Raw genomic sequence first — 17,557 nt, 5'->3', positions numbered from 1 at the left:
GGATCAATCGGCGGCGGTGTCGCGCCTTGTCGGCGCGGACAGGATGTCGGGAAGATCGGCTGTCAGCGTGTGATGAACACGTTCGACATAGCGTTTGCGCGCGGCGAGATCGATATCGCCCCGCTGCGCAACATAGCGCAGCGTCGAATAGGCCTGGTTTGCCCGGAAATCGGCATCTTCGTGCGACAGTTCGAGTTCTTCGAACAGCTCGCAAAGATGGGCGGTCCGCGCGGCGTCGAGGGCGTGCACGGCTGCGCGTGCGGCGTCCGAGCGGCGGGCCCATCCCATGATCGCCAATTCGAGGTCAGCCGCGCGTGCGGCCGATTGTGACCGGAACGGCAATTGCATGATGCGCAGGATGCGCAATTTCACGTTCGGCTCGCTTTGTGCCAGCCGGACTTCGACCGCGATGGTCGAGCGCAGCCGCCATTCTTCAAGGACCGCAGCGAGCAGATCGTCGCGATCCTTGAAATGCCAATAGAAACTGCCCTTTGAAGCCCCGAGGTCGACTGCGAGCGGCTCGACGCGGACCTGCTCGACGCTTCGTGCGACCATGACGTTGATCGCTGCGCGAATCCAGTCGGCGCGATTCAGCCGACGCACCGGTGTCGCCGGTTCTGCGGTTGTCGTCTCCGGTTTGGGTGTTGAACGTTCCGACATTTGAATTCTTTCTGGCGCCGATTGGCCCGGCTGCCGTGGTTTAGGGGCGATTTGCCGTCCGGTCCAGAGCATGGCGCGGCCCTTTTCGGTCTTGACCATGACTGCGACGCAAACCATACGCAATCGTATCGATACGGATGAGTCTGGTCCCGCGCGATCGGCTCGTCACGGTGCAGGGGGATGTATACGTTGGGTTTTGCCTCGACCGTTTCGGCGCTTGTGGCGCATCTTGTCGCTATGCCCGAATTTGCGCGAGTGTCCGCGCTGTCGCCTGATGATGGCTTTGACGAGCCATTCCTGCGTGAAATCATCGGCGCCGCCGGTGCGCTTGCCGAGGGCGAGATCGCTCCGTTCGGGCGGCGCGCCGATGGCGAAGGGTGCGCGCTGGTTGATGGGCGGGTCCGCCTGGCCGCCGGGCACCATGAGGCATGGGCCGCATTCGTCGCGGGCGGCTGGACCGGGACCGAAGGCGCGATCGAATTCGGCGGGATGGGCCTGCCGGTCGCGGTGCATTCGGCGTGCGAGGAACTGTTCAACCGCGCTTCGCCCGGGTTCGGTATGGCGCCGACACCGATGCGGTGTGCCGCGCGGGTGATCGAGAAATACGGGTCGGCGGCGATGCGCGAGGAGTGGCTGCCGCGCCTGATCGACGGCAGTTGGGGCGCGACGATCTGCATTTCGGAGGCCGATGCCGGGTCCGACGTGCCGCGCCTGCGCACCAGCGCGGTGCCGCTCGATGACGGGGCCTGGGCGGTGACCGGCGAAAAGATGTGGATCAGCTTTGGCGATCATGACCTGGCCGAGCGGATCGGCCACATGGTTCTGGCGCGCAGCACCGATCCGGTGACGGGGGCGGGCAGGCTCAGCCTGTTTCTTGTGCCTTCGGTGATCGACGGCGTGCGCAACGCGGTCGTGGTGCGCCGGATCGAGGAAAAGCTGGGGCTGCATTGTTCGCCGACATGCGCGCTGGGTTTCGAAGGCGCGCGCGGGTGGCTGGTCGGGGTCGAGGGGCGGGGCCTGCCGCAATTGTTCGCGATGATCATCGGCATGCGGCTGTCGGTGGGCAGCCAGGGCGCGGGGATCGCGGGGGCGGCGGCTTCGCTGGCCTGGACTTATGCGTCCGAGCGGCGGCAGGGCGGGCGGCCCGATGGCCCGCCGGTGCCGATCGACCAGCATGGCGATGTGCGGCGGATGTTGCTTGCAGCGGCGGCGCGGGCCGAAGTCACGCGCGGGCTGGTGTTGACAGCCTCGGCGGTCAGCGACCTGCAGACGCGCGAGCCCGATGCGGCGGCGCAGGCGGAGGCGGGGCACCTGTTGGCCTGGCTCTTGCCGATTACCAAGAATTTCTGTGCCGAGGCGGCGGTGACTTGCGCCAACGAGGCGATCCAGGTGCTCGGCGGCGCCGGGTACACGCGCGAATGGCCGGCGGAGCGCTATCTGCGCGATGCGCGCGTGCTGCCGATCTATGAAGGCACCAGCGGGATGCAGGCGCTCGATCTGGTCATGCGCCGGGTGCTGGGCGACGAGGGCCGCGCGATGCAGGCGTTCCTCGATCGTGCGCGCGCCGATCTGAACGCGGCGAGCGATCATTGGGCCGCCGGACAGTTTGCGGCGCTGCTGGCTTTGCTCGAAGAGGCGCGGGGGCAATTGGCAAAGGACACCGCGCCGATCGTGGCCTATCCGTTCCTGCAACTGGCCTCGCTGGTCACCACCGGCTGGATCGCGCTGCGCCTGTCCGGGCAAACGGGCAGCCCGATCGCCGATCATCTGGCCGGGCTGGGGCGCCACTGGCTGCGGCTGGCGCTGCCGTTGGCACGCGGAGAGTGCGAACAAGTGGCCATGGGCAGCGACCTGATTGCCGATTTCCCCTCGATCGCCATGGCCGAGTTCGGCTGAAGCGGGTCAGGTGGCTTGCTCGGCGAGGCATGCTGACAGTTCGGCTTGCGCCTCGTCGCCGGGGGCAAGCCGCGCTCGCGCCTGCAAGGCGGGCAGCGCCTCGCGCGGTCGGCCCAGTTGCATCAGGATGCGCCCGAGCAGCCCCTGCGCTTCGGCATGGCGCGGGCGCCGGGCCAATACGGCGCGACAGGCGGCCACGGCTTCTTCGAGCCGACCCGCCTGATATAGCGCGCGGGCGCCGTTGCAATGCGCCGCGATTCGTCCGGGATCGAGCGTCGCCGCGCGCTCGCAGGCCTCAATGGCGCCGCGATGGTCGCCGAGAGTGAGCAATGTCGCGCCGAGATTGTCCCACGCCTTGGCCATGGACGCATCGGCGGTAACGGCGCGCCGATAACACGCTGCCGCTTCGGCGTGTCGGCCCATCTGGCGATAGAGCGTGCCAAGATCGTCGTGCGCTTCGGCATGGCCGGGGGCGAGCGCCAGCGCGCGCGAGAGCAGGGCAAGCGCATGCGCGGTATCGCCCGCCTGCGCATGGACCAGGCCGAGCAGATGCAGCGCCCTGGCATGGTCGGGGGCATGGTTGGGGCCCCGTTGCAGCGCCGATTGATAGCACCGCGCCGCACCGGCATGGTCGCCGAGGCGGTGTCGGGCAAGGCCCGCTTCCAGCAATTGTTCGGGGGTGGCCGACGGGCCGGGCGTGGGGGCTGCGGTCATCAGGCTCGGCTGATCGAAAGGGGTTCCCTCCGGTGCCCGAGACTGCGCGCTGATGCAAGCGGGAAGGCCGGGGCGCCCTTGCGGATGCCCCGGCCTGCTTTCTGCAATGTCAGTACTTGACCTGTATCGTGGCCTGAATCTGGCGACCAACCTGATAGACGGTGTAAACCCCATCGAAGTCGATCGGGGGGCGTTTGTCGGAAAGGTTGAAGCCGGCCAGCTTCAGCTTTACCCGGCCAAGGTCATACGACACCGAGGCGTCGATCGTGGAATAGGAGTTGAGCCAGGTCAGTTGATCGCTGGCCAATTGCGGGCCGATGATCTTGTCCGACACGCTCGCCTGCAGCTTGTGATCGTCATAGATCAGGCCGAACGCGGCGGTGCGCTTGGGGGCGTTCTGGTAATCGATCTGATCGCCGATATCGCGGGCGATGTTGATCGAGCCGTTGGCAAAGGCGGTAAAGCCATAGCCCAGGTGGTAGGCGCCTTGCGCTTCCCAGCCATAATAGCGGCCCTTGCCGGTGTTGAGATAGCAGAAGCAGCCGCTGTGCTTGTTGGGGATGAGCACGTTGTTGGCGTCAATGTAATAGAAATCGCCATCCACCGTCAGCTTGCCCGCCGTATAGACCGATCCGACCTGATAGGTCGTGGTGGTCTGCGGCGCGGTGGTCGATGCCGTGCCATTGGCAACTGCAGCCACCGTCTTGACCGGCGGCACGAGGAAGCCGGTCGCGGCCTGGGCATAGAACGACCAGTTGGGCTGGACCCGGTAGTTGGCGGTGATGAACCACATCGTCTTGTTATAAGTGCGGCTGCCGTTGGCGATAAAAGCAGGGGCGCCGCTGGGCGTCGAGCCGGTTTCCAGCGCGTTGTCCACGCTGCGGACGTAATGCAACTGCTTGATGCCCGGCGTCACGGTCAGATTGGTCAGCGGGCGCCATTCAAAATCGGCAAACAGCTGGAACTGGTTCCAGCTCGAGGGCTCGTAATACTGATAATTGGCCAGTGCGGCGGTCGGCGCAGCGGTTCCGGCCGAGCCATACGTGCCGGTGGTATCGGGCGTGTTGGTGGTCAGATCGTAATTGGCGATGAAGCGCGTGGCGTTCGAATGTTCGTACATGCCGCCCGCGCGCAGCGTGCCAAAGCCGAGATCGCCGTTGACGCGCAGAATATTGCCATAAGTGTCGTACTTGTTCTGCTTGCGATAGCCGGCGATGTCCGTGGTATATGTCGTGCCACCGTCCGGCGAATAATAGCTTGTTCCTGCGCCCGCGCCCGAAGTCGGCGGGTTGAGCAGATCGCCTGCGCTTTGTGCCGAGACGGTCTGGTTGTCGTATGTGTAGTAATACAGGTGGTCTTCAACGGTCACGCCGTGGCCCACTTCCCACTTCAGGTTCAGATAGTTGAAGCTGGTGTTCTTGACCACGTAGTTATAGCCGACATAATGTTCGTCGGTGGGGTCGTTGTTCAACCCGAAGTTCATGCCGTAGGCCGCCTGCTGGGCCCCGCTGATGCCAAAGCCCAGGATCGTGCCCGAAGTGTTGTCGGTCTGGTTATAGCGGATGTGGTTGATCGAGCTGAACGCGGTCAGCGTGATATCGTTGCCGATCGGCACAACCAGCTTGCCCAGGAAATTGCGGCCAATGCCGCCCATGCCCTGAAGCTGGCCGTCGGACGAACGGAAATCGCCGCTCAGCAACAGCTTGGCTCCGCCCAGTTCCTTGATCGCGCCGGTTTGCACCGTGGTGATATAAGACTGGGTGTTGAAGCTGCCGTACGTCGCCTTTTGGCTCACCCCGAACCTGTCATCCACTTGCGGCGAAAACAGGTGGATTGCGCCGCCGAAATTGGCCTGGCCCATGTCGCCCGCCGCGCCCGGGCCGCGATCGACCACAGATGTGCCGATGGTTGAGCTGGGGAAAAAGGCTGCCGGATGGTGGGTGGTGTCATTCGCATCGCCAAAGGCGATCCCGTCGAACGTGATGTTGAACTGGCCATCCTGAAAGCCGCGCATCGTGGCGTTGCCGACATCGCCGACGCCGCCGCCGTTTGCGCCAAAGCTGTTGACCGAAGGGGCGATCGCCACGGTGGTGGTGTAGTCACCGCTTTCCGGCGTTGATTGTTCGATAAATTTGCGCGTGATCAGCGATTCCGGCTGAGTCTCGAGAATCGAGGCCTTGGTCGGCGCATCCGATGCCGCGCGGTTGCGTTCGGCGGTGACAACGATCTGGCGGACGTCGGTGCCTTCTGTCCCGGTGGAGGTGGTCACTTCGGTCGGCGCAGCCGCTGCGGCGCCTGTCTCGGCAAAAGCCGGGGCAGCCGTCATGGTGGCCAGAATCGATGTGCACAACAGTGCGGCGAGTTTCCTCATTGACGTAATCTCCCACACGGTCCCCGTGGGGCGGCTAGCCGCGTCATATGACAGGCTGGCGGCCAAACATCACAAAAATGCAACGTTTGGCCGCCTGTCGCGAATGGACTATTGCGTCGCCTGGCCGGGCACTTGCACCAGCGCGCCGGCGACCGCGTCGCGCCAGCAGGCCGATGCGCGCACCGTGCGGTTGACTTCGGCGAGCGATGTGTCGCCCCCGCCGCACACGGTCAGCGCGGCACGTTCGATCCGGCGGCGGATTGCCCGTGCGGCGGCGGGCGTTGTCGGCGCGGCGCGATGCACGATCACGCGCGCGGTTTCGCCATCGCGGGCGGGCTGTGCATGGGCGGATGCGACCGGAGCCAGCGCGATCATGGCGATCATCACGGCGCCGATCAGATTGGGCGCGAATGCGACCAGGCTGAGCGTGTGTGAAAGGTCGAGCCGGGTGGGGCTGGTCATGATCGGTGTCTCCTTTTGATCGAACCGGGCTGGTTGAACCGGGGGCCCCATCGCGCAAGGGGGGCTGGTCAGGACAGGGACGGATCAATACAATATGATCAAACCGTACTGATAGGATTGCCCGTACAGTGAGCGCCGATTCCACTTTTGCCGCTTTGCCCGAAACGCGCACGGGGCAGGTCATCGCGCTGATCCGGGGGCGGATCGAGCGGCGCGCGCTTTTGCCCGGCGCGCGATTGCCTTCGGTCCGCGCGATGGCCGAAACGACCGGGTTTTCGAAATCGACCGTGGTCGAAGCGTATGATCGGCTTGCCGCCGAAGGGGTCATTCGCGCGCGACCGGGTTCGGGATTCTTCGTTGCGGCCCCGCTTGCCCCGCTCGATCTTGCCGAAGTCGAGCCCGCGCCCCGGCGCGACATCGACCCGGTATGGATGCTGCGCCAATCGATCGAGGATTTGCCCGGCCATATTCGCGCCGGGGCCGGAACCATGCCTGCCGACTGGCTGGCGGGCGATGCCATGCGCAAGGCGCTGCGCGCGGCGGCGCGGGGCGCTGCGTTGCCCGCCGCCGACCCCAGCCTGATCGGCCATGCGCCGATGCGCGCGCTGCTTGGCCGACGCCTCGCCGAACAAGGCGTGGAGGCGAGCCCGGAGCAGATCCTGCTGACCGAAAGCGGCACGCATGCGCTCGATCTCGTATGCCGCTTTCTGTTGCAGCCGGGCGATTGCGTGCTGGTCGACGATCCGTGTTTTTTCAATTTCCTGGCGCTGTTGCGGGCGCATCGGGCCCGCGTCGTCACTGTGCCGATGACACCGGCGGGCCCCGATCTGGCCGCTTTTGCCGAAGTCGTCGCGCGCGAGAGGCCCCGGCTCTACATCACCAATTCGGCGGTTCACAATCCGACCGGGGCAACGCTGTCGGCGGCCCATGCGCATCGCGTGCTCAAACTGGCCGAAGCGCACGACATGCTGATCGTCGAAGATGACATTTTCAGCGATTTCGAGCATACCATCGCCGCGCGCTATGCCGCGTTCGACGGGCTCGACCGGGTCATCCGCATCGGCAGTTTTTCCAAGACCGCGACCAATGCCGTGCGTTGCGGCCATATTGCGCTGCGCCGCGACTGGATCGAGCCGCTGGCCGATCTGCGCATCGTCACGACCTATGTCGGCAATCCGCTCGGGGCGGAACTGCTTGGCGCGATGCTGACCGACGGATCGTATCGGCATCACATGGACATGGTGCGGTCGCGGCTGGCGCGGGCCATGGCGCGGGTGGTGCGGCGGCTGCGCACGCTGGGGATGGAGCCCTGGACCGTGCCCGAATGCGGCATGTTGCTGTGGGTCCGCTTGCCGGGCGGGCAGGACGCGGCGGAACTGGCGCGCGCGGCGCTTGACGAAGGGATCATCCTGGCCCCCGGCGCGGTGTTCAGCCCGGCGGGCGGATGGCGCGATTACCTGCGGCTCAATGTCACGCAATGCGACGACGAACGCTTCTACGCGTTTCTGGCGCGCGTCGCGGGGGCTTAAGAGAAGGCAACGACTGCCGTTCTCGAGCAGGGAACCATTGTCGCGTTCCCGCAGGAGAATGATGATGGGTATGCGTGTAGGAGGCGCCTCGTCGGGCGCCGCCCAGGCCGCCTGGCAACAACAGGCCGCCAGCGCCGCGTCGTCGGCATCGGCCACCCCCGCTCCGGCCGCTGCGGCTGCCGCAGCCCAGGGCGCTGCCAGTCAGCAGATCCAGGCCGACATGCAGTCGCTTGCCACGGGCAGCACGGTCAGCATCATGGCCTGATCGGTGGTTGCAGGGCCGGAAAACACGCCCCCCGTGCGCGTTTCCGGCCCTCTTCTCACGGGGTTTCCCTGATGGCCGCGCGTGCGGTGGGTTAACCATGGCGGTCCCATCCTGTCGGCGTCGACAGTCGGCGCAAAAGGACATTTCATGCATCATATCGGCCCGATTGCCGGGGTTGCCGCCCATGGATCGTGGGTGGCGACGGCGGGCTATGACAATCGCCTGATCCTGTGGGATGCGGCCCTGTTGAATGGAGCAGGGTCGAATGGAGCTGGGTCGGATGGGGTGGGGCGCGTTGCGCTGGCGCGGGTCGATCATGATCATCTCGTCAATGCCTGCGATTTCAGCCACGACGGGCGCTGGCTGGTCTCGGCGAGCAGCGATTATACCGCGCGGATCTGGTCATTGCCCGATTTGCGGCTGTCGGTCGTGCTGGCGGGGCATGGCGATGATGTCGACATGGCGCGCTTTTCCCCCGACGACCGGCTGATCGCGACATGCGCGCTCGATCGCATCGTGCGCGTCTATGCGCGTGACGGGCGGCTGATCCATGCCATGGCCGGGCATACCGGCAATGTCCTGTCGCTGGCCTGGCTCGATGGCGCGCGGTTTGTCACCACCAGTGTCGACGGCACTTTGCGCGAATGGCACGCCGCGACCGGCGTTTGCCGCCGCGTGATCGAGATCGGCATGCGCACCGACTGCGTTGCCATTGCGCCCGACGGGACGATTGTCGCAGGCGATGATCGCGGCCGTATCGCGGTGTTGACGGGCGCCGGATCGATTCCCGAATTCACCCCGGCGCACCGCGCGGGGATCAAGAAACTGGTGCTGTCGCGCGACGGGACAAGGCTGGTCACGCTCGGCTATGACCGTGCGCTCGGCGTGTGGGACATGAGCCACGGCGCGCCGAGGCTGGTGGCGATGAACGCCATGCCCGCCGCCATCTGGGCGCGCGCGGCGGCGGTTCTGCCCGATGGGCGCATTGCGGTCGGCACGTTCGGCGGCACTTATGCGCTGTTTGATCCGGCACGCGAGGCATGGGATTGCACCGGCGTTGCGGCGGGCCCGGCGCTCAATGCCGTGACCGAGCGCTATGGGGCGCTGGTTGCCATCGGCGATGCCGGTGTGGTGCTGACCGAGGGCGTGGCAGGGGCCGATCTTGGCAGTCTGTGCAATTTTGTGGCTCCGGCGGCCGGGCGGCTGTTTGCGGGCGGACATCTGGGTGAACTGTACGATGGCGAAAGCGGCCAGATCCTGCACCGCCATCATGCGCCGCTCAATTGCGCCGCGTCGTTTGCGCGCGGTGGTGTGCCGCATCTTGCTGTCGGGACTTATACCGGCGAAATTCTGGTCTTTGCGCTGGCCGCCACAGTGCAGCTGGTCAAGATAATCGCGGCCCACGGCAATGCGGTCAAGGCGCTTTGCCAAGGCTATGATCGCCTGTTTTCGGTCTGCGCCAATGGCACGCTGGCCTGGCACGATACCGAGACCCTGACCGAACGGCGCCGCGTCGAACGCGCGCACACGCGCATTGCCAATGCCGGTGTGGCGCTGGGAGACGGCGGTTTTGCCAGCGTCGGGCGCGACCGGGTCTTGCGGCTGTGGCTGCCCGGCGGGCTGGGGGGCGGGCTGGGCGGCGGCGATCATGCCTTTGCCACGCCCCATCCCAATTCGGTCAAGGCGCTGGCGGCAAGTCCTTGCGGGCGGTGGATCGCATCGGGCAGCTATGGCGGCACCGTGGTCATCTTCGATCGCGCCGACAACAGCTTTGCGCCCATGCAGCGGATCAGCAAGGCCGGGATCGCCGCGCTGTGCTGGTCGGCCCGCGCAGGAGCGTTCGTCGCCGCCGACTATGCCGGGGCGCTCCATATCGTGGCATTGCCGGTGGCCGATGCTGCAAAGTTTGCGGTTGGGCTGGCGGCATGACCCGCATCCTGCTCGTCTGCGGCAGTCAGCGCGCCGCATCGCTCAATGCGCGGCTGCTCGATGCGCTGGCCGCAGCCTTGCCGGCGGGCGTCGTGGCGGACCGGTTGCGCCCGGCGGAGGTCGATCTGCCGCTGTTTGACGCCGATCGCGAGGATGATCCGGCAGTGGTCGCCCGCGTGCGCGCGCTTCATGCCCGGTTTCTGGCCGCTGACGCGCTGATCGTGGCGAGCCCGGAATATAACGGGCTGATGACGCCGTTTCTGAAAAACCTCGTCGATTGGGTCTCGCGCCTGCCTTACCGTGATCCGGCGCTGGCCGGGGCCTTTGCCGACAAACCCGTGCTGCTGGCCGCGACGTCTCCGGGATGGAGCGGCGGCGCGGTCGGCATTCCCGCCTTGCGCGCACTGTTTGGCTATTGCGGCGCGGTCGTGTTCGGCGAGGCCATCACCCTTCCCTATGGCGATCGCGCGATTGCGCCCGACGGCACGCTCGATCCCGCCTTTGCCGGTATCTGGTGGCGCGATTGCGTGGCCCGTTTTGCCGCATTGGTGCTTTGCCTGAAAGGCCCGCGACCATGACCGCCCAACCTTTGCGCTGGCATATCCCCCGGCTCGATCCGCGCGACTGCGCGGCGGGCACGATGACCGATCGCGAACGATTGGGCCTGCCCGACCGCTTCGTGATGACCGACCTGCAGCGCGAAGTGATCGAGGCTACCGCCGATTTGCGCCAGGGAACGGTGGCGGCGCTGCTGGGCATTATCGGCGATGCACGCGCGGGGCTGCCGTTTCGCATCGCGGCGGGCAATCTGCTGGCGCTGGCGGGCGATCCGCGCATCGATCCGCTGAACCCGGAGATGATCACCATTCCCGGCGGGCGCGTGCCGATCGGGCTCGATCCCGATCAGATCGATGCCGTGGTCACGCGATTGGCGCATCTGGGCATCGTCGAAAGCTGGATCGCCAAGGAAGTGCCGCGCCATTGGGTCATGCTCAAACCCTATCGGCTGGCGCGCTATCCGGTCACCAATGCCGAATACGGCGCCTTTCTGCTCGCCACCGGTTTTGCCGAATTGCCCGGAAGCTGGGCCTTTCGGCGCTATCCGGCCGAGCGGGCGAATCATCCGGTCCATACCGTGTCGCCTTTGGCCGCCGAAGCCTATGCGGCCTGGCTGGCAGGGCAGACCGGGCGCGCCTTTCGCCTGCCGACCGAGACCGAATGGGAACACGCCGCCGCCGGGCCGCAGGGGCTGGACTATCCGTGGGGCGATACATTCGATCCCGCGCTGTGCAACACGGCCGAATGCGGGCTGCTCGATACCACGCCGGTAGGGGTGTTCCTTGGCGGGGAATCGCCGTTTGGCCTTTGCGACATGGGCGGCAATGTCGAGGAATATGTTGCCGATGACTATATGCCCTGGCCGGGCGGCAGTCTGATCGACGATCATCTGGCGCAGATCCACGGCCGCTATCGCGTCGCGCGCGGCGGATGTTTCTCGCGCTTTGGCGATCTGGCGCGGACTCGCCGCCGCCATGGGCACAATCCGCGCTCGGCGGCTTATGCGATGGGCTTTCGGTTGGCCGAGAGCGTGGCATGAGCCACCTGCTGGTCATCGACTTGCCTGGCGGCAATGACAGCGACGTGTTGCAGGCGGCGCTCGCGCTCGGCCATCGGTTTACGCTCGCGAGCGCCGATCCGGCGCATTACCGGGGGCAGCCAGAGCTTGCTCCTTTGCTCGACCGGGCCGAGGCGGTGCTGGCGATGCCTGCCGATGGCGCCGGGTGGGACGGGCCGCTGGCCGCTGCGCATCGGGCCAATCCGTTCGATGCGATTGTGTGCCTGCAGGATTTGCGCCTTGTCGAAAGCGCGCGCGCGGCGCGGGCGCTTGGCCTGCGCCATATCTCGCCCGAAACGGCGGCGCTGTGTCGCGACAAGGCGGCTGTGCGCGCACGCTTGGCCGAGGCGGGGATTGCGCAGCCGCCCCATGCGCTGGTCGAGGCGGGCCCCGGTGCGGGCGCGCGGCTGATCGACGCGGTGGCGCGGGTCGGCCTGCCGGCGATCGTCAAGCCGGTCGACGGCTTTGGCTCGCAGCATGTCTTTGCCTTGCGCACTGTGGCGGATCTGGGAATCTTGCGGCAATTGGCCGATCTCGTGGCGCAAGGGCCGGGCGACTATGGCCTCGGCATGGCCGCGCGCGGCGCTTTGCTGGTCGAGCGGCTGTTTGACGGGCCGGTGCTCGGCTGCGACGTGATGCGCGCGGGGGGGCGTCAGGTGCTGCTGGGCGTCAATGAAAAGATCATGGCCGCGCCGCCGTCGTTTGCCATACTCGGCGGGTGTTTTACCGCGCATTGCGGGCAGTTTGCCGCGCTCGATACATGGCTCGCGCGTCTGCTCGACGCGGTCGGGTTCGATGATGGCGCGGCGCATGTCGAATGCGTGATGACGCAGGACGGGCCGCAACTGGTCGAAATCAATCCGCGTCTCGTCGGCGCGCGCATCGCACGGCTGATCGGGGCGGCGCTGGGCCGCTCGGTCCATGGCGATCTGATCCGGCTGCATCTGACGGGCGGACTGCCCCCGGCGGCCAGGACACTGCGCCATGCCGCCACGCGCTGGCTGATCGCGCCGGAACAAGGCGTGCTGGCAGGGATCGACTGGCCGCCCTGCACCGATCCGGCGCTCGTCGGCGTGGTTGCCAATGCCCATCGCGGCGATCCGGTGCGCCCGGCGCTCGATAATGCCGACCGGCTGGCGATGGTCATGACTGCCGGTTCCGACCGCGCCGAAATCGAGGCTTTGGCCGAGCGGCTCGTCGCCGCAGCGCACGTCAGGCTGCGGGTGCCAGAGCCAGCGTCATGCATTGGCTGAACCCGTCGAGGACATAGTCGGCAAAGGCCGGGCATTCGACGAAGCCATATTTGCGATAGAGCGCGACCGCCGGGCCAAACGCCCCGGTGCGCCCGGTTTCGAGGCTGACCCGCGCATAGCCCCGTGCCCGCGCCACGCCGAGCAAGTGGCGCAAGATCGCCTCGCCCATGCCCCGGCCCAGAAAGGCCGGGGCGACGCGCATCGATTTGATCTCGCCATGATCGTCGGCAAGGCGGCGGATCGCGCCCATTCCGGCCAGATCGTCGGCAATCCACGCCGAATAGAATGTCACATCGCTCGCCCGCAGCGCCGCGATGGGCAGCGCGTGGACTTTGTCGGGCGGGCTGTGCTCGTGCATCGCGGCCAGATGCAAGGCCACGAGCGCGCGGATCGCCTCGCCCGTCAGGTCGTCTTCGACAATACGTATGTCTGCCATGGCCGCTCCGCTGGAAACTGGTGACCAGTCTGCTATCGGATGGGGCATGACCGATGCAACGTCTTATCCCGCCTGGTCGATCGCCATTCATGGCGGCGCCGGATCGATGACCCGCGATGCGATGGACCTGGCCGCCGTCGCCGCGCATGAGGCCGGGCTTGCCGCCGCGCTCGACGCCGGGCGCGCGGTTCTGGCCGATGGGGGCAGCGCGCTCGACGCGGTGACGGCGGCGGTCGCCGTGCTGGAGGATGATCCCCATTTCAACGCCGGGCGCGGCGCGGTGTTTACCTATCACGGCACCAACGAGCTCGATGCCGCGATCATGACCGGCGAAACGCGCGCCGCCGGGGCGGTGGCGGGGATTACCCATACCAAAAACCCGGTGCGGCTGGCGCGCACGGTGATGGAGGCGGGGCCGCATGTGTTCCTGTCGGGCGCGGGGGCCGAGGAATTCGCGCGCGATCACCATGTCGAACAAGTCGATCCAGACTGGTTTGCCACGCCCGAACGCTGGCGCCAGCTTGAGGAATTGAAGGCAAAGGCGCTAGGCTGGTTCGATGCGGGCATGAAATACGGCACGGTCGGCGCGGTCGCGCGCGATGCGGCGGGCCATGTCGCGGCGGCGACGTCGACCGGGGGGCTGACCGGCAAGCGCTGGGGCCGGATCGGCGATTCGCCGCTGATCGGCGCGGGGACTTATGCCGATGACCGGGCGGGCGCGGTCAGCTGCACCGGCTCGGGCGAACAGTTCATCCGCGCGGGCGCCGCGCACGAAATCTGCGCGCGCATGCGGCTGTCGGGCGAAACGGCGGATCAGGCGGCGCGCGCCGTGCTGGCCGAGATCGGCGCGATGGGCGGCGTCGGCGGGGTGATCGTGGTCACCCCATCGGGCGACACCGCGCTGGCCTTCACCACGCCGGGCATGTTCCGCGGCCGCGCCGACAGCACGGGTATGCGCGAGGTGGGCATTTTCGGCGACGATTGAATTTTCAGGTACCGTCGAACTTGTCGGCCTTGCGCTTGCCGAAGCGCATGCCGGTTTCCAGCCGGGCGCGCAGCTGGGTGTAATAGGCTTCGAGAAAGGCGCGTTCGTCGCCGGTGCCGTTGGTCCAGCCGATCTTGCCGCAGATCGTTTCGGCGACTTCGGCCATGACATTGGGGCGATCGTCGCGCAGCACGCGTTCGAGCACTTGCAGCTCGTATTCGCCATAGATCGCAAGGTCGGCATCGCCAAAGCGGTAATGCGCGCCGGTTACCGTGCTGATCCCTTGCGCCCCGTCGCCGAGCGACAACGCGCTGTCGAGCCGCCCGCGCGGCGCTTCGACGACCCAGGTTCCGGCGATGATGTCGCCGCAGCGCAAGGCATCGCGGTTGAAGAACGGAAACAGCGCAAAGATCGCAAACCACACCAGCGAGGCCCAGCCCGCCAGCGTCGTGTCGCTGCCGGCGCGCAGCGCACCGGCGATGAAGATCACCGGCATGAACAGTTCGACATCGCGCAGCAGATTGCGCGCGATCACCGCTTCGGCCGACAGGCGCGTTGCCGCGCCGTCGCGGCCCGGGCGCGCGGCGATGCGGATTCCGGTCATCCGCTTGCCCGGCGTCGCCCCGCGCGGGCCCAGTTCAAACCACAGGAACCACACATTGCGCGCGAGGAACATGGTGATGATCCAGATCACCACCAGCGTCTCGTAAACCGCTTTCACCGTGGCATTGGCATGGGGATCGTCGATCCCGACCCCGCGCGCAATCCACGACAGCACCATCGTGGTCATCGTCATGCCCATGATCAGCGCGACGAGATCGATCATCAGCGCCGCCGCGCGTGTCCCGCGTGAAGCGATCGTCAAAGGCAGGCGCAGACCTTCGGCGGTCAGGATCTCGCGCCGGCGACGGTTGGCCGGCAGCCCCCGCCGGTCGCCGAGCTTGCGCTTTTGCCAGGGCCGCTGACTTTGCCAGGGTCGGGGCGCCATCAGCGCTTTCCGACCAGACCGCGATAGGCGAAGAAATAAGTCAGCCACCAGCCGAGCATGGCCAGCCCCAGCGCCAGCCGGGGCACGGTCGCATCGATCAATTGCCGCGCAAAGCCTTCGAGCAGCGCGGCGACCACCAGCATCAGGACAACGCCGGTCATCACCGTTGCGGCGCGGCGTCCGGCCTCGGCAGCGGCATCGAGGATCGCGCGCGTCCCCGGAAAGGCCATCGCCCGGCCGATATGAATGCCCGCGCCCCCGGCGAGCAGGATCGCGAACAGCTCGGTCGTGCCATGAACCGACAGCCAGCCGATCAGATCGAGCGTCAGCCCCTGCCCGTGATAGAGCCACAGCAGCGCGCCCAGTTGCCCGGTGTTATGAACCAGCAGCAGGATCGGCGGCACGCCAAAGGCAAATCCCAGCGCAAAGCACAGGATCGAAACCCCGGCATTGTTGCTGAACAGTTGGGCGGCAAAGACCGATAGCCCGGTTTGTGCGGTTTTGCCGAACAGCGTTGCGTGAAGCACGGCGCGGCTGGCGCCGGGCAGGCGCGTATCGCCCGCCTGCGGCGGCATCAGCGTATAGAACCAGTCGGGATTGCCCGCGACGAGCAGCCAGCCGATCACCGTCCCGGCGATCATCACTGTCAGCGCGATCAGGATGTCGGGCCCCATCGCGCGCACTGCCGCGCTCCATCCGCCGCCGAAAAAGCGCAGGAACCAGCCGCGAAAGCCCAGTTCCGGGCCATGCACGACAAACCACGCGCGTTGGGCCAGCCCTTCGAGATAGCCGAGCGTCGCGGCATCGAGCGTGGTTTCACGCGCGACCGACAGGCTCGATACCATCATGCGATAGAGCGCGGGCAGCGCCACCAGGTCTTCATCGGACAAGCCGCCGATGCGCCCCGCCTCGATCCGCGAAACGATGTGTTCCAGCCGCCGCCAGTCTCCCTCGCGTTCAAGCCGGAACCGATCCGAACGCAGCGCTGCGGCCTCGGCGGCGGCGATCGCCGCGCCCTGCTTTCGGGAAAACAGTCCGCCGAGCGTTTCGCCCAGCCCTCCGATGCCCAGCCGTCCGATGCCCAGCCGTCCGAATGCGCTTGTGCTCATCCGATGCTGCCCTCGCGCTTGATTGCCAGATAGGTTTCGAGCAGGCGCGTGCCGATCGTTTCCCACGGCGCCTCGACCACGCGAATCCCGGCCTGGCGCAATCGCGTCAGCACGAGCGCGCGCTGACGGATCAGGCCTTGCGCCACGACCGCGCGCGCGACGTCGCCGGGCGTTGCCACATCGGCCCCGGCCAATTGGTCGAGATCTTCATCGCGCATGACCACGAACAGTACGCGGTGCCGCTCGACCAGTCGCGCGCACATTTCGATCATCAGCTCGGCGCCGGTCGGGTCGGTGAAATCGGCAAAGACGACGATCAGCGAGCGGCGTTGCAACCGGGTCGCCAAAGTCGCCATGGCCAAAGTGAAATTGGCATCTTCGTGCCGGTAATCGAGCGCGGCGGCGGCTTCGGCGAGGCGGCGGAACTGATGCGGCGAGGTCACGAACGGGCTCATCACCAAAGGCCTTGCGGCAAAGCCGAACAGCGCGACGCGGTCTTCGGCCTTGAGCGCGACCCATGCCGTGGTCAGCGCGGCGGTCACGGCGCGGTCGATGCGCGCCAGGCCGCCGATCGGTTCGCACATCGCCTGCCCGCAATCGAAGGCAAACACGATCTGGTTGTTGCGCTCGATTTCGTATTCGCGCGCGGTCAGCCGGGCATGGCGGGCGGAGGATTTCCAGTCGATGCGGCGGCGATCCATCCCCGGCTGATATTCGGTCAGCGCTTCGAACTCGCTGCCGTCGCCGCGTATCGCCCGCGCGATCCGCCCAAACCCGGCATCGCGCAAAAAGATCTGCAAGGCCTTGCCGCGCGCCGGGGCAAGATTGGGCCAGACGCGCACGTCGGCGGCGATCGTGCGCGCGACTTGCCGATGCGCCAGGCCCAGCGGCCCCTGCCAGCGCAGCCAGCCGCGCGCGATCTGCCCGGTGCCGCGCCGCGCCGGAGACGGCGTTCCGGTGCCGCGCCAGTGCCCTTCGCCCGCCGGATCGAGCGCAATATCGACTCGCCCGCCATCGGCCAGCCGCACGTCGGTGGCCAGCGCCGCGCTCGGCCGGGTCCAGCCGCCATCGCGCGCCAGCCGTGCCTCGATGCGGATCGGCAAGGGCTCGCCGACTTCGCCGTCGGCGGGCGCCACCACGTCGAACGCGACCAATCCCCCGGCGAGAAACCCGTCGAGCAACACCAGCAGCATAAGCGCGCCGCCCGCCGCCGGAGCCACGGTCCAGGCCCCCGGCGCCAGCGCCCCGATCATCAGCGAGACCAGCGCCAGCCCCACGAGCAGCCGGATCGCCCGCGCCGAGGGCGTCAGCCCGGCCAGATTGATGGACGGCGCGGCGGCCATGA

The 17,557-nt window shown here is 67.0% G+C and carries 16 protein-coding genes; 8 read left to right on the top strand and 8 right to left on the bottom strand.

Annotated elements, in window-relative coordinates; all coding sequences use genetic code 11:
• Window positions 1-3 precede the first annotated feature (3 nt).
• Entirely contained in the window at window positions 4-660 is a 657-nt protein-coding gene (locus AQZ50_RS06970; RefSeq protein ID WP_197412399.1) for a TetR/AcrR family transcriptional regulator, read from the bottom strand.
• Window positions 661-849: 189 nt separating this feature from the next.
• Here AQZ50_RS06970 and AQZ50_RS06965 point away from each other — a divergent pair, with 189 nt between their 5' ends.
• Window positions 850-2,556 carry an acyl-CoA dehydrogenase family protein gene (locus AQZ50_RS06965; protein WP_231730145.1) on the top strand — a complete coding sequence of 569 codons (1,707 nt, stop codon included), beginning with the start codon at window positions 850-852 and terminating at the stop codon, window positions 2,554-2,556.
• Between the two features lie 6 nt (window positions 2,557-2,562).
• On the opposite strand, the gene AQZ50_RS06960 is transcribed toward AQZ50_RS06965, so the two are convergent.
• From AQZ50_RS06960 to AQZ50_RS06950, 3 genes are all read right to left on the bottom strand, one after another.
• Window positions 2,563-3,270, bottom strand: a complete 708-nt coding sequence (locus AQZ50_RS06960; protein WP_067744515.1) for a tetratricopeptide repeat protein — start codon at window positions 3,268-3,270, stop codon at window positions 2,563-2,565.
• A 109-nt stretch (window positions 3,271-3,379) separates the two neighbouring features.
• Window positions 3,380-5,641, bottom strand: coding sequence for a TonB-dependent receptor (locus AQZ50_RS06955; protein WP_082703459.1), 2,262 nt, complete (start codon window positions 5,639-5,641; stop codon window positions 3,380-3,382).
• Between the two features lie 108 nt (window positions 5,642-5,749).
• Window positions 5,750-6,103, bottom strand: a complete 354-nt coding sequence (locus AQZ50_RS06950; protein ID WP_082703482.1) for a UrcA family protein — start codon at window positions 6,101-6,103, stop codon at window positions 5,750-5,752.
• Between the two features lie 128 nt (window positions 6,104-6,231).
• On the opposite strand from AQZ50_RS06950, the gene AQZ50_RS06945 reads away from it, so the two are divergent.
• The 6 genes from AQZ50_RS06945 (at window position 6,232) to AQZ50_RS06920 (ending at window position 12,694) form a co-directional block, all read left to right on the top strand.
• Entirely contained in the window at window positions 6,232-7,632 is a 1,401-nt protein-coding gene (locus AQZ50_RS06945; protein ID WP_231730144.1) for an aminotransferase-like domain-containing protein, read from the top strand.
• 64 nt (window positions 7,633-7,696) lie between these two features.
• On the top strand, window positions 7,697-7,897 hold the full coding sequence (locus AQZ50_RS06940; RefSeq protein WP_156427256.1) for a hypothetical protein: 201 nt from the start codon (window positions 7,697-7,699) through the stop codon (window positions 7,895-7,897).
• Between the two features lie 147 nt (window positions 7,898-8,044).
• Complete coding sequence (locus AQZ50_RS06935) at window positions 8,045-9,826, top strand: WD40 repeat domain-containing protein (RefSeq protein ID WP_067744504.1); 1,782 nt, start codon at window positions 8,045-8,047, stop codon at window positions 9,824-9,826.
• Window positions 9,823-10,404, top strand: a complete 582-nt coding sequence (locus tag AQZ50_RS06930; RefSeq protein WP_067744501.1) for an NADPH-dependent FMN reductase — start codon at window positions 9,823-9,825, stop codon at window positions 10,402-10,404. Before AQZ50_RS06935 ends, AQZ50_RS06930 begins: the two co-directional genes overlap by 4 nt.
• On the top strand, window positions 10,401-11,423 hold the full coding sequence (locus tag AQZ50_RS06925) for a formylglycine-generating enzyme family protein (protein ID WP_082703458.1): 1,023 nt from the start codon (window positions 10,401-10,403) through the stop codon (window positions 11,421-11,423). The genes AQZ50_RS06930 and AQZ50_RS06925 overlap by 4 nt, the downstream gene beginning before the upstream one ends.
• Window positions 11,420-12,694, top strand: a complete 1,275-nt coding sequence (locus tag AQZ50_RS06920) for an ATP-grasp domain-containing protein (protein ID WP_067744498.1) — start codon at window positions 11,420-11,422, stop codon at window positions 12,692-12,694. The genes AQZ50_RS06925 and AQZ50_RS06920 overlap by 4 nt, the downstream gene beginning before the upstream one ends.
• Here AQZ50_RS06920 and AQZ50_RS06915 read toward each other — a convergent pair.
• Window positions 12,654-13,130 carry a GNAT family N-acetyltransferase gene (locus AQZ50_RS06915; RefSeq protein ID WP_067744495.1) on the bottom strand — a complete coding sequence of 159 codons (477 nt, stop codon included), beginning with the start codon at window positions 13,128-13,130 and terminating at the stop codon, window positions 12,654-12,656. The two genes, AQZ50_RS06920 and AQZ50_RS06915, sit on opposite strands and share 41 nt — an antisense overlap.
• Window positions 13,131-13,176: 46 nt before the next feature.
• Between AQZ50_RS06915 and AQZ50_RS06910 the strand changes: the two genes are divergently transcribed.
• Window positions 13,177-14,115, top strand: coding sequence for an isoaspartyl peptidase/L-asparaginase family protein (locus AQZ50_RS06910; protein ID WP_067744492.1), 939 nt, complete (start codon window positions 13,177-13,179; stop codon window positions 14,113-14,115).
• 4 nt (window positions 14,116-14,119) lie between these two features.
• Here the strand turns inward: AQZ50_RS06910 and AQZ50_RS06905 are convergent, their stop codons facing one another.
• From AQZ50_RS06905 to AQZ50_RS06895, 3 genes are read right to left on the bottom strand one after another with little or no spacing between them, the layout of a single operon-like run.
• Window positions 14,120-15,103 (bottom strand): RDD family protein, encoded by a 984-nt coding sequence (locus AQZ50_RS06905; RefSeq protein WP_082703457.1) that lies wholly within the window; start codon window positions 15,101-15,103, stop codon window positions 14,120-14,122.
• The gene (locus AQZ50_RS06900; protein WP_067744489.1) at window positions 15,103-16,212 is read right to left on the bottom strand and encodes a stage II sporulation protein M; all 1,110 of its coding nucleotides are present in this window, start codon (window positions 16,210-16,212) and stop codon (window positions 15,103-15,105) included. Before AQZ50_RS06900 ends, AQZ50_RS06905 begins: the two co-directional genes overlap by 1 nt.
• A complete protein-coding gene (locus AQZ50_RS06895) occupies window positions 16,209-17,555 on the bottom strand; it encodes a DUF58 domain-containing protein (RefSeq protein WP_067744486.1) in 1,347 nt (448 codons plus the stop codon). Before AQZ50_RS06895 ends, AQZ50_RS06900 begins: the two co-directional genes overlap by 4 nt.
• Between the last annotated feature and the right edge of the window lie 2 nt (window positions 17,556-17,557).

The organism is Novosphingobium sp. Fuku2-ISO-50 (assembly GCF_001519055.1).
Classification (GTDB): domain Bacteria; phylum Pseudomonadota; class Alphaproteobacteria; order Sphingomonadales; family Sphingomonadaceae; genus Novosphingobium.
This window is presented reverse-complemented; position numbering and strand designations above follow the sequence as displayed.

Bases quoted from the DNA above. Each gene is read 5' to 3' on its own strand.
- AQZ50_RS06970 (WP_197412399.1), bottom strand. From the start codon at position 660: ATGTCGGAACGTTCAACACCCAAACCGGAGACGACAACCGCAGAACCG.
- AQZ50_RS06960 (WP_067744515.1), bottom strand. From the start codon at position 3,270: ATGACCGCAGCCCCCACGCCCGGCCCGTCGGCCACCCCCGAACAATTG.
- AQZ50_RS06955 (WP_082703459.1), bottom strand. From the start codon at position 5,641: ATGAGGAAACTCGCCGCACTGTTGTGCACATCGATTCTGGCCACCATG.
- AQZ50_RS06950 (WP_082703482.1), bottom strand. From the start codon at position 6,103: ATGACCAGCCCCACCCGGCTCGACCTTTCACACACGCTCAGCCTGGTC.
- AQZ50_RS06940 (WP_156427256.1), top strand. From the start codon at position 7,697: ATGGGTATGCGTGTAGGAGGCGCCTCGTCGGGCGCCGCCCAGGCCGCC.
- AQZ50_RS06935 (WP_067744504.1), top strand. From the start codon at position 8,045: ATGCATCATATCGGCCCGATTGCCGGGGTTGCCGCCCATGGATCGTGG.
- AQZ50_RS06930 (WP_067744501.1), top strand. From the start codon at position 9,823: ATGACCCGCATCCTGCTCGTCTGCGGCAGTCAGCGCGCCGCATCGCTC.
- AQZ50_RS06925 (WP_082703458.1), top strand. From the start codon at position 10,401: ATGACCGCCCAACCTTTGCGCTGGCATATCCCCCGGCTCGATCCGCGC.
- AQZ50_RS06920 (WP_067744498.1), top strand. From the start codon at position 11,420: ATGAGCCACCTGCTGGTCATCGACTTGCCTGGCGGCAATGACAGCGAC.
- AQZ50_RS06915 (WP_067744495.1), bottom strand. From the start codon at position 13,130: ATGGCAGACATACGTATTGTCGAAGACGACCTGACGGGCGAGGCGATC.
- AQZ50_RS06910 (WP_067744492.1), top strand. From the start codon at position 13,177: ATGACCGATGCAACGTCTTATCCCGCCTGGTCGATCGCCATTCATGGC.
- AQZ50_RS06905 (WP_082703457.1), bottom strand. From the start codon at position 15,103: ATGGCGCCCCGACCCTGGCAAAGTCAGCGGCCCTGGCAAAAGCGCAAG.
- AQZ50_RS06900 (WP_067744489.1), bottom strand. From the start codon at position 16,212: ATGAGCACAAGCGCATTCGGACGGCTGGGCATCGGACGGCTGGGCATC.
- AQZ50_RS06895 (WP_067744486.1), bottom strand. From the start codon at position 17,555: ATGGCCGCCGCGCCGTCCATCAATCTGGCCGGGCTGACGCCCTCGGCG.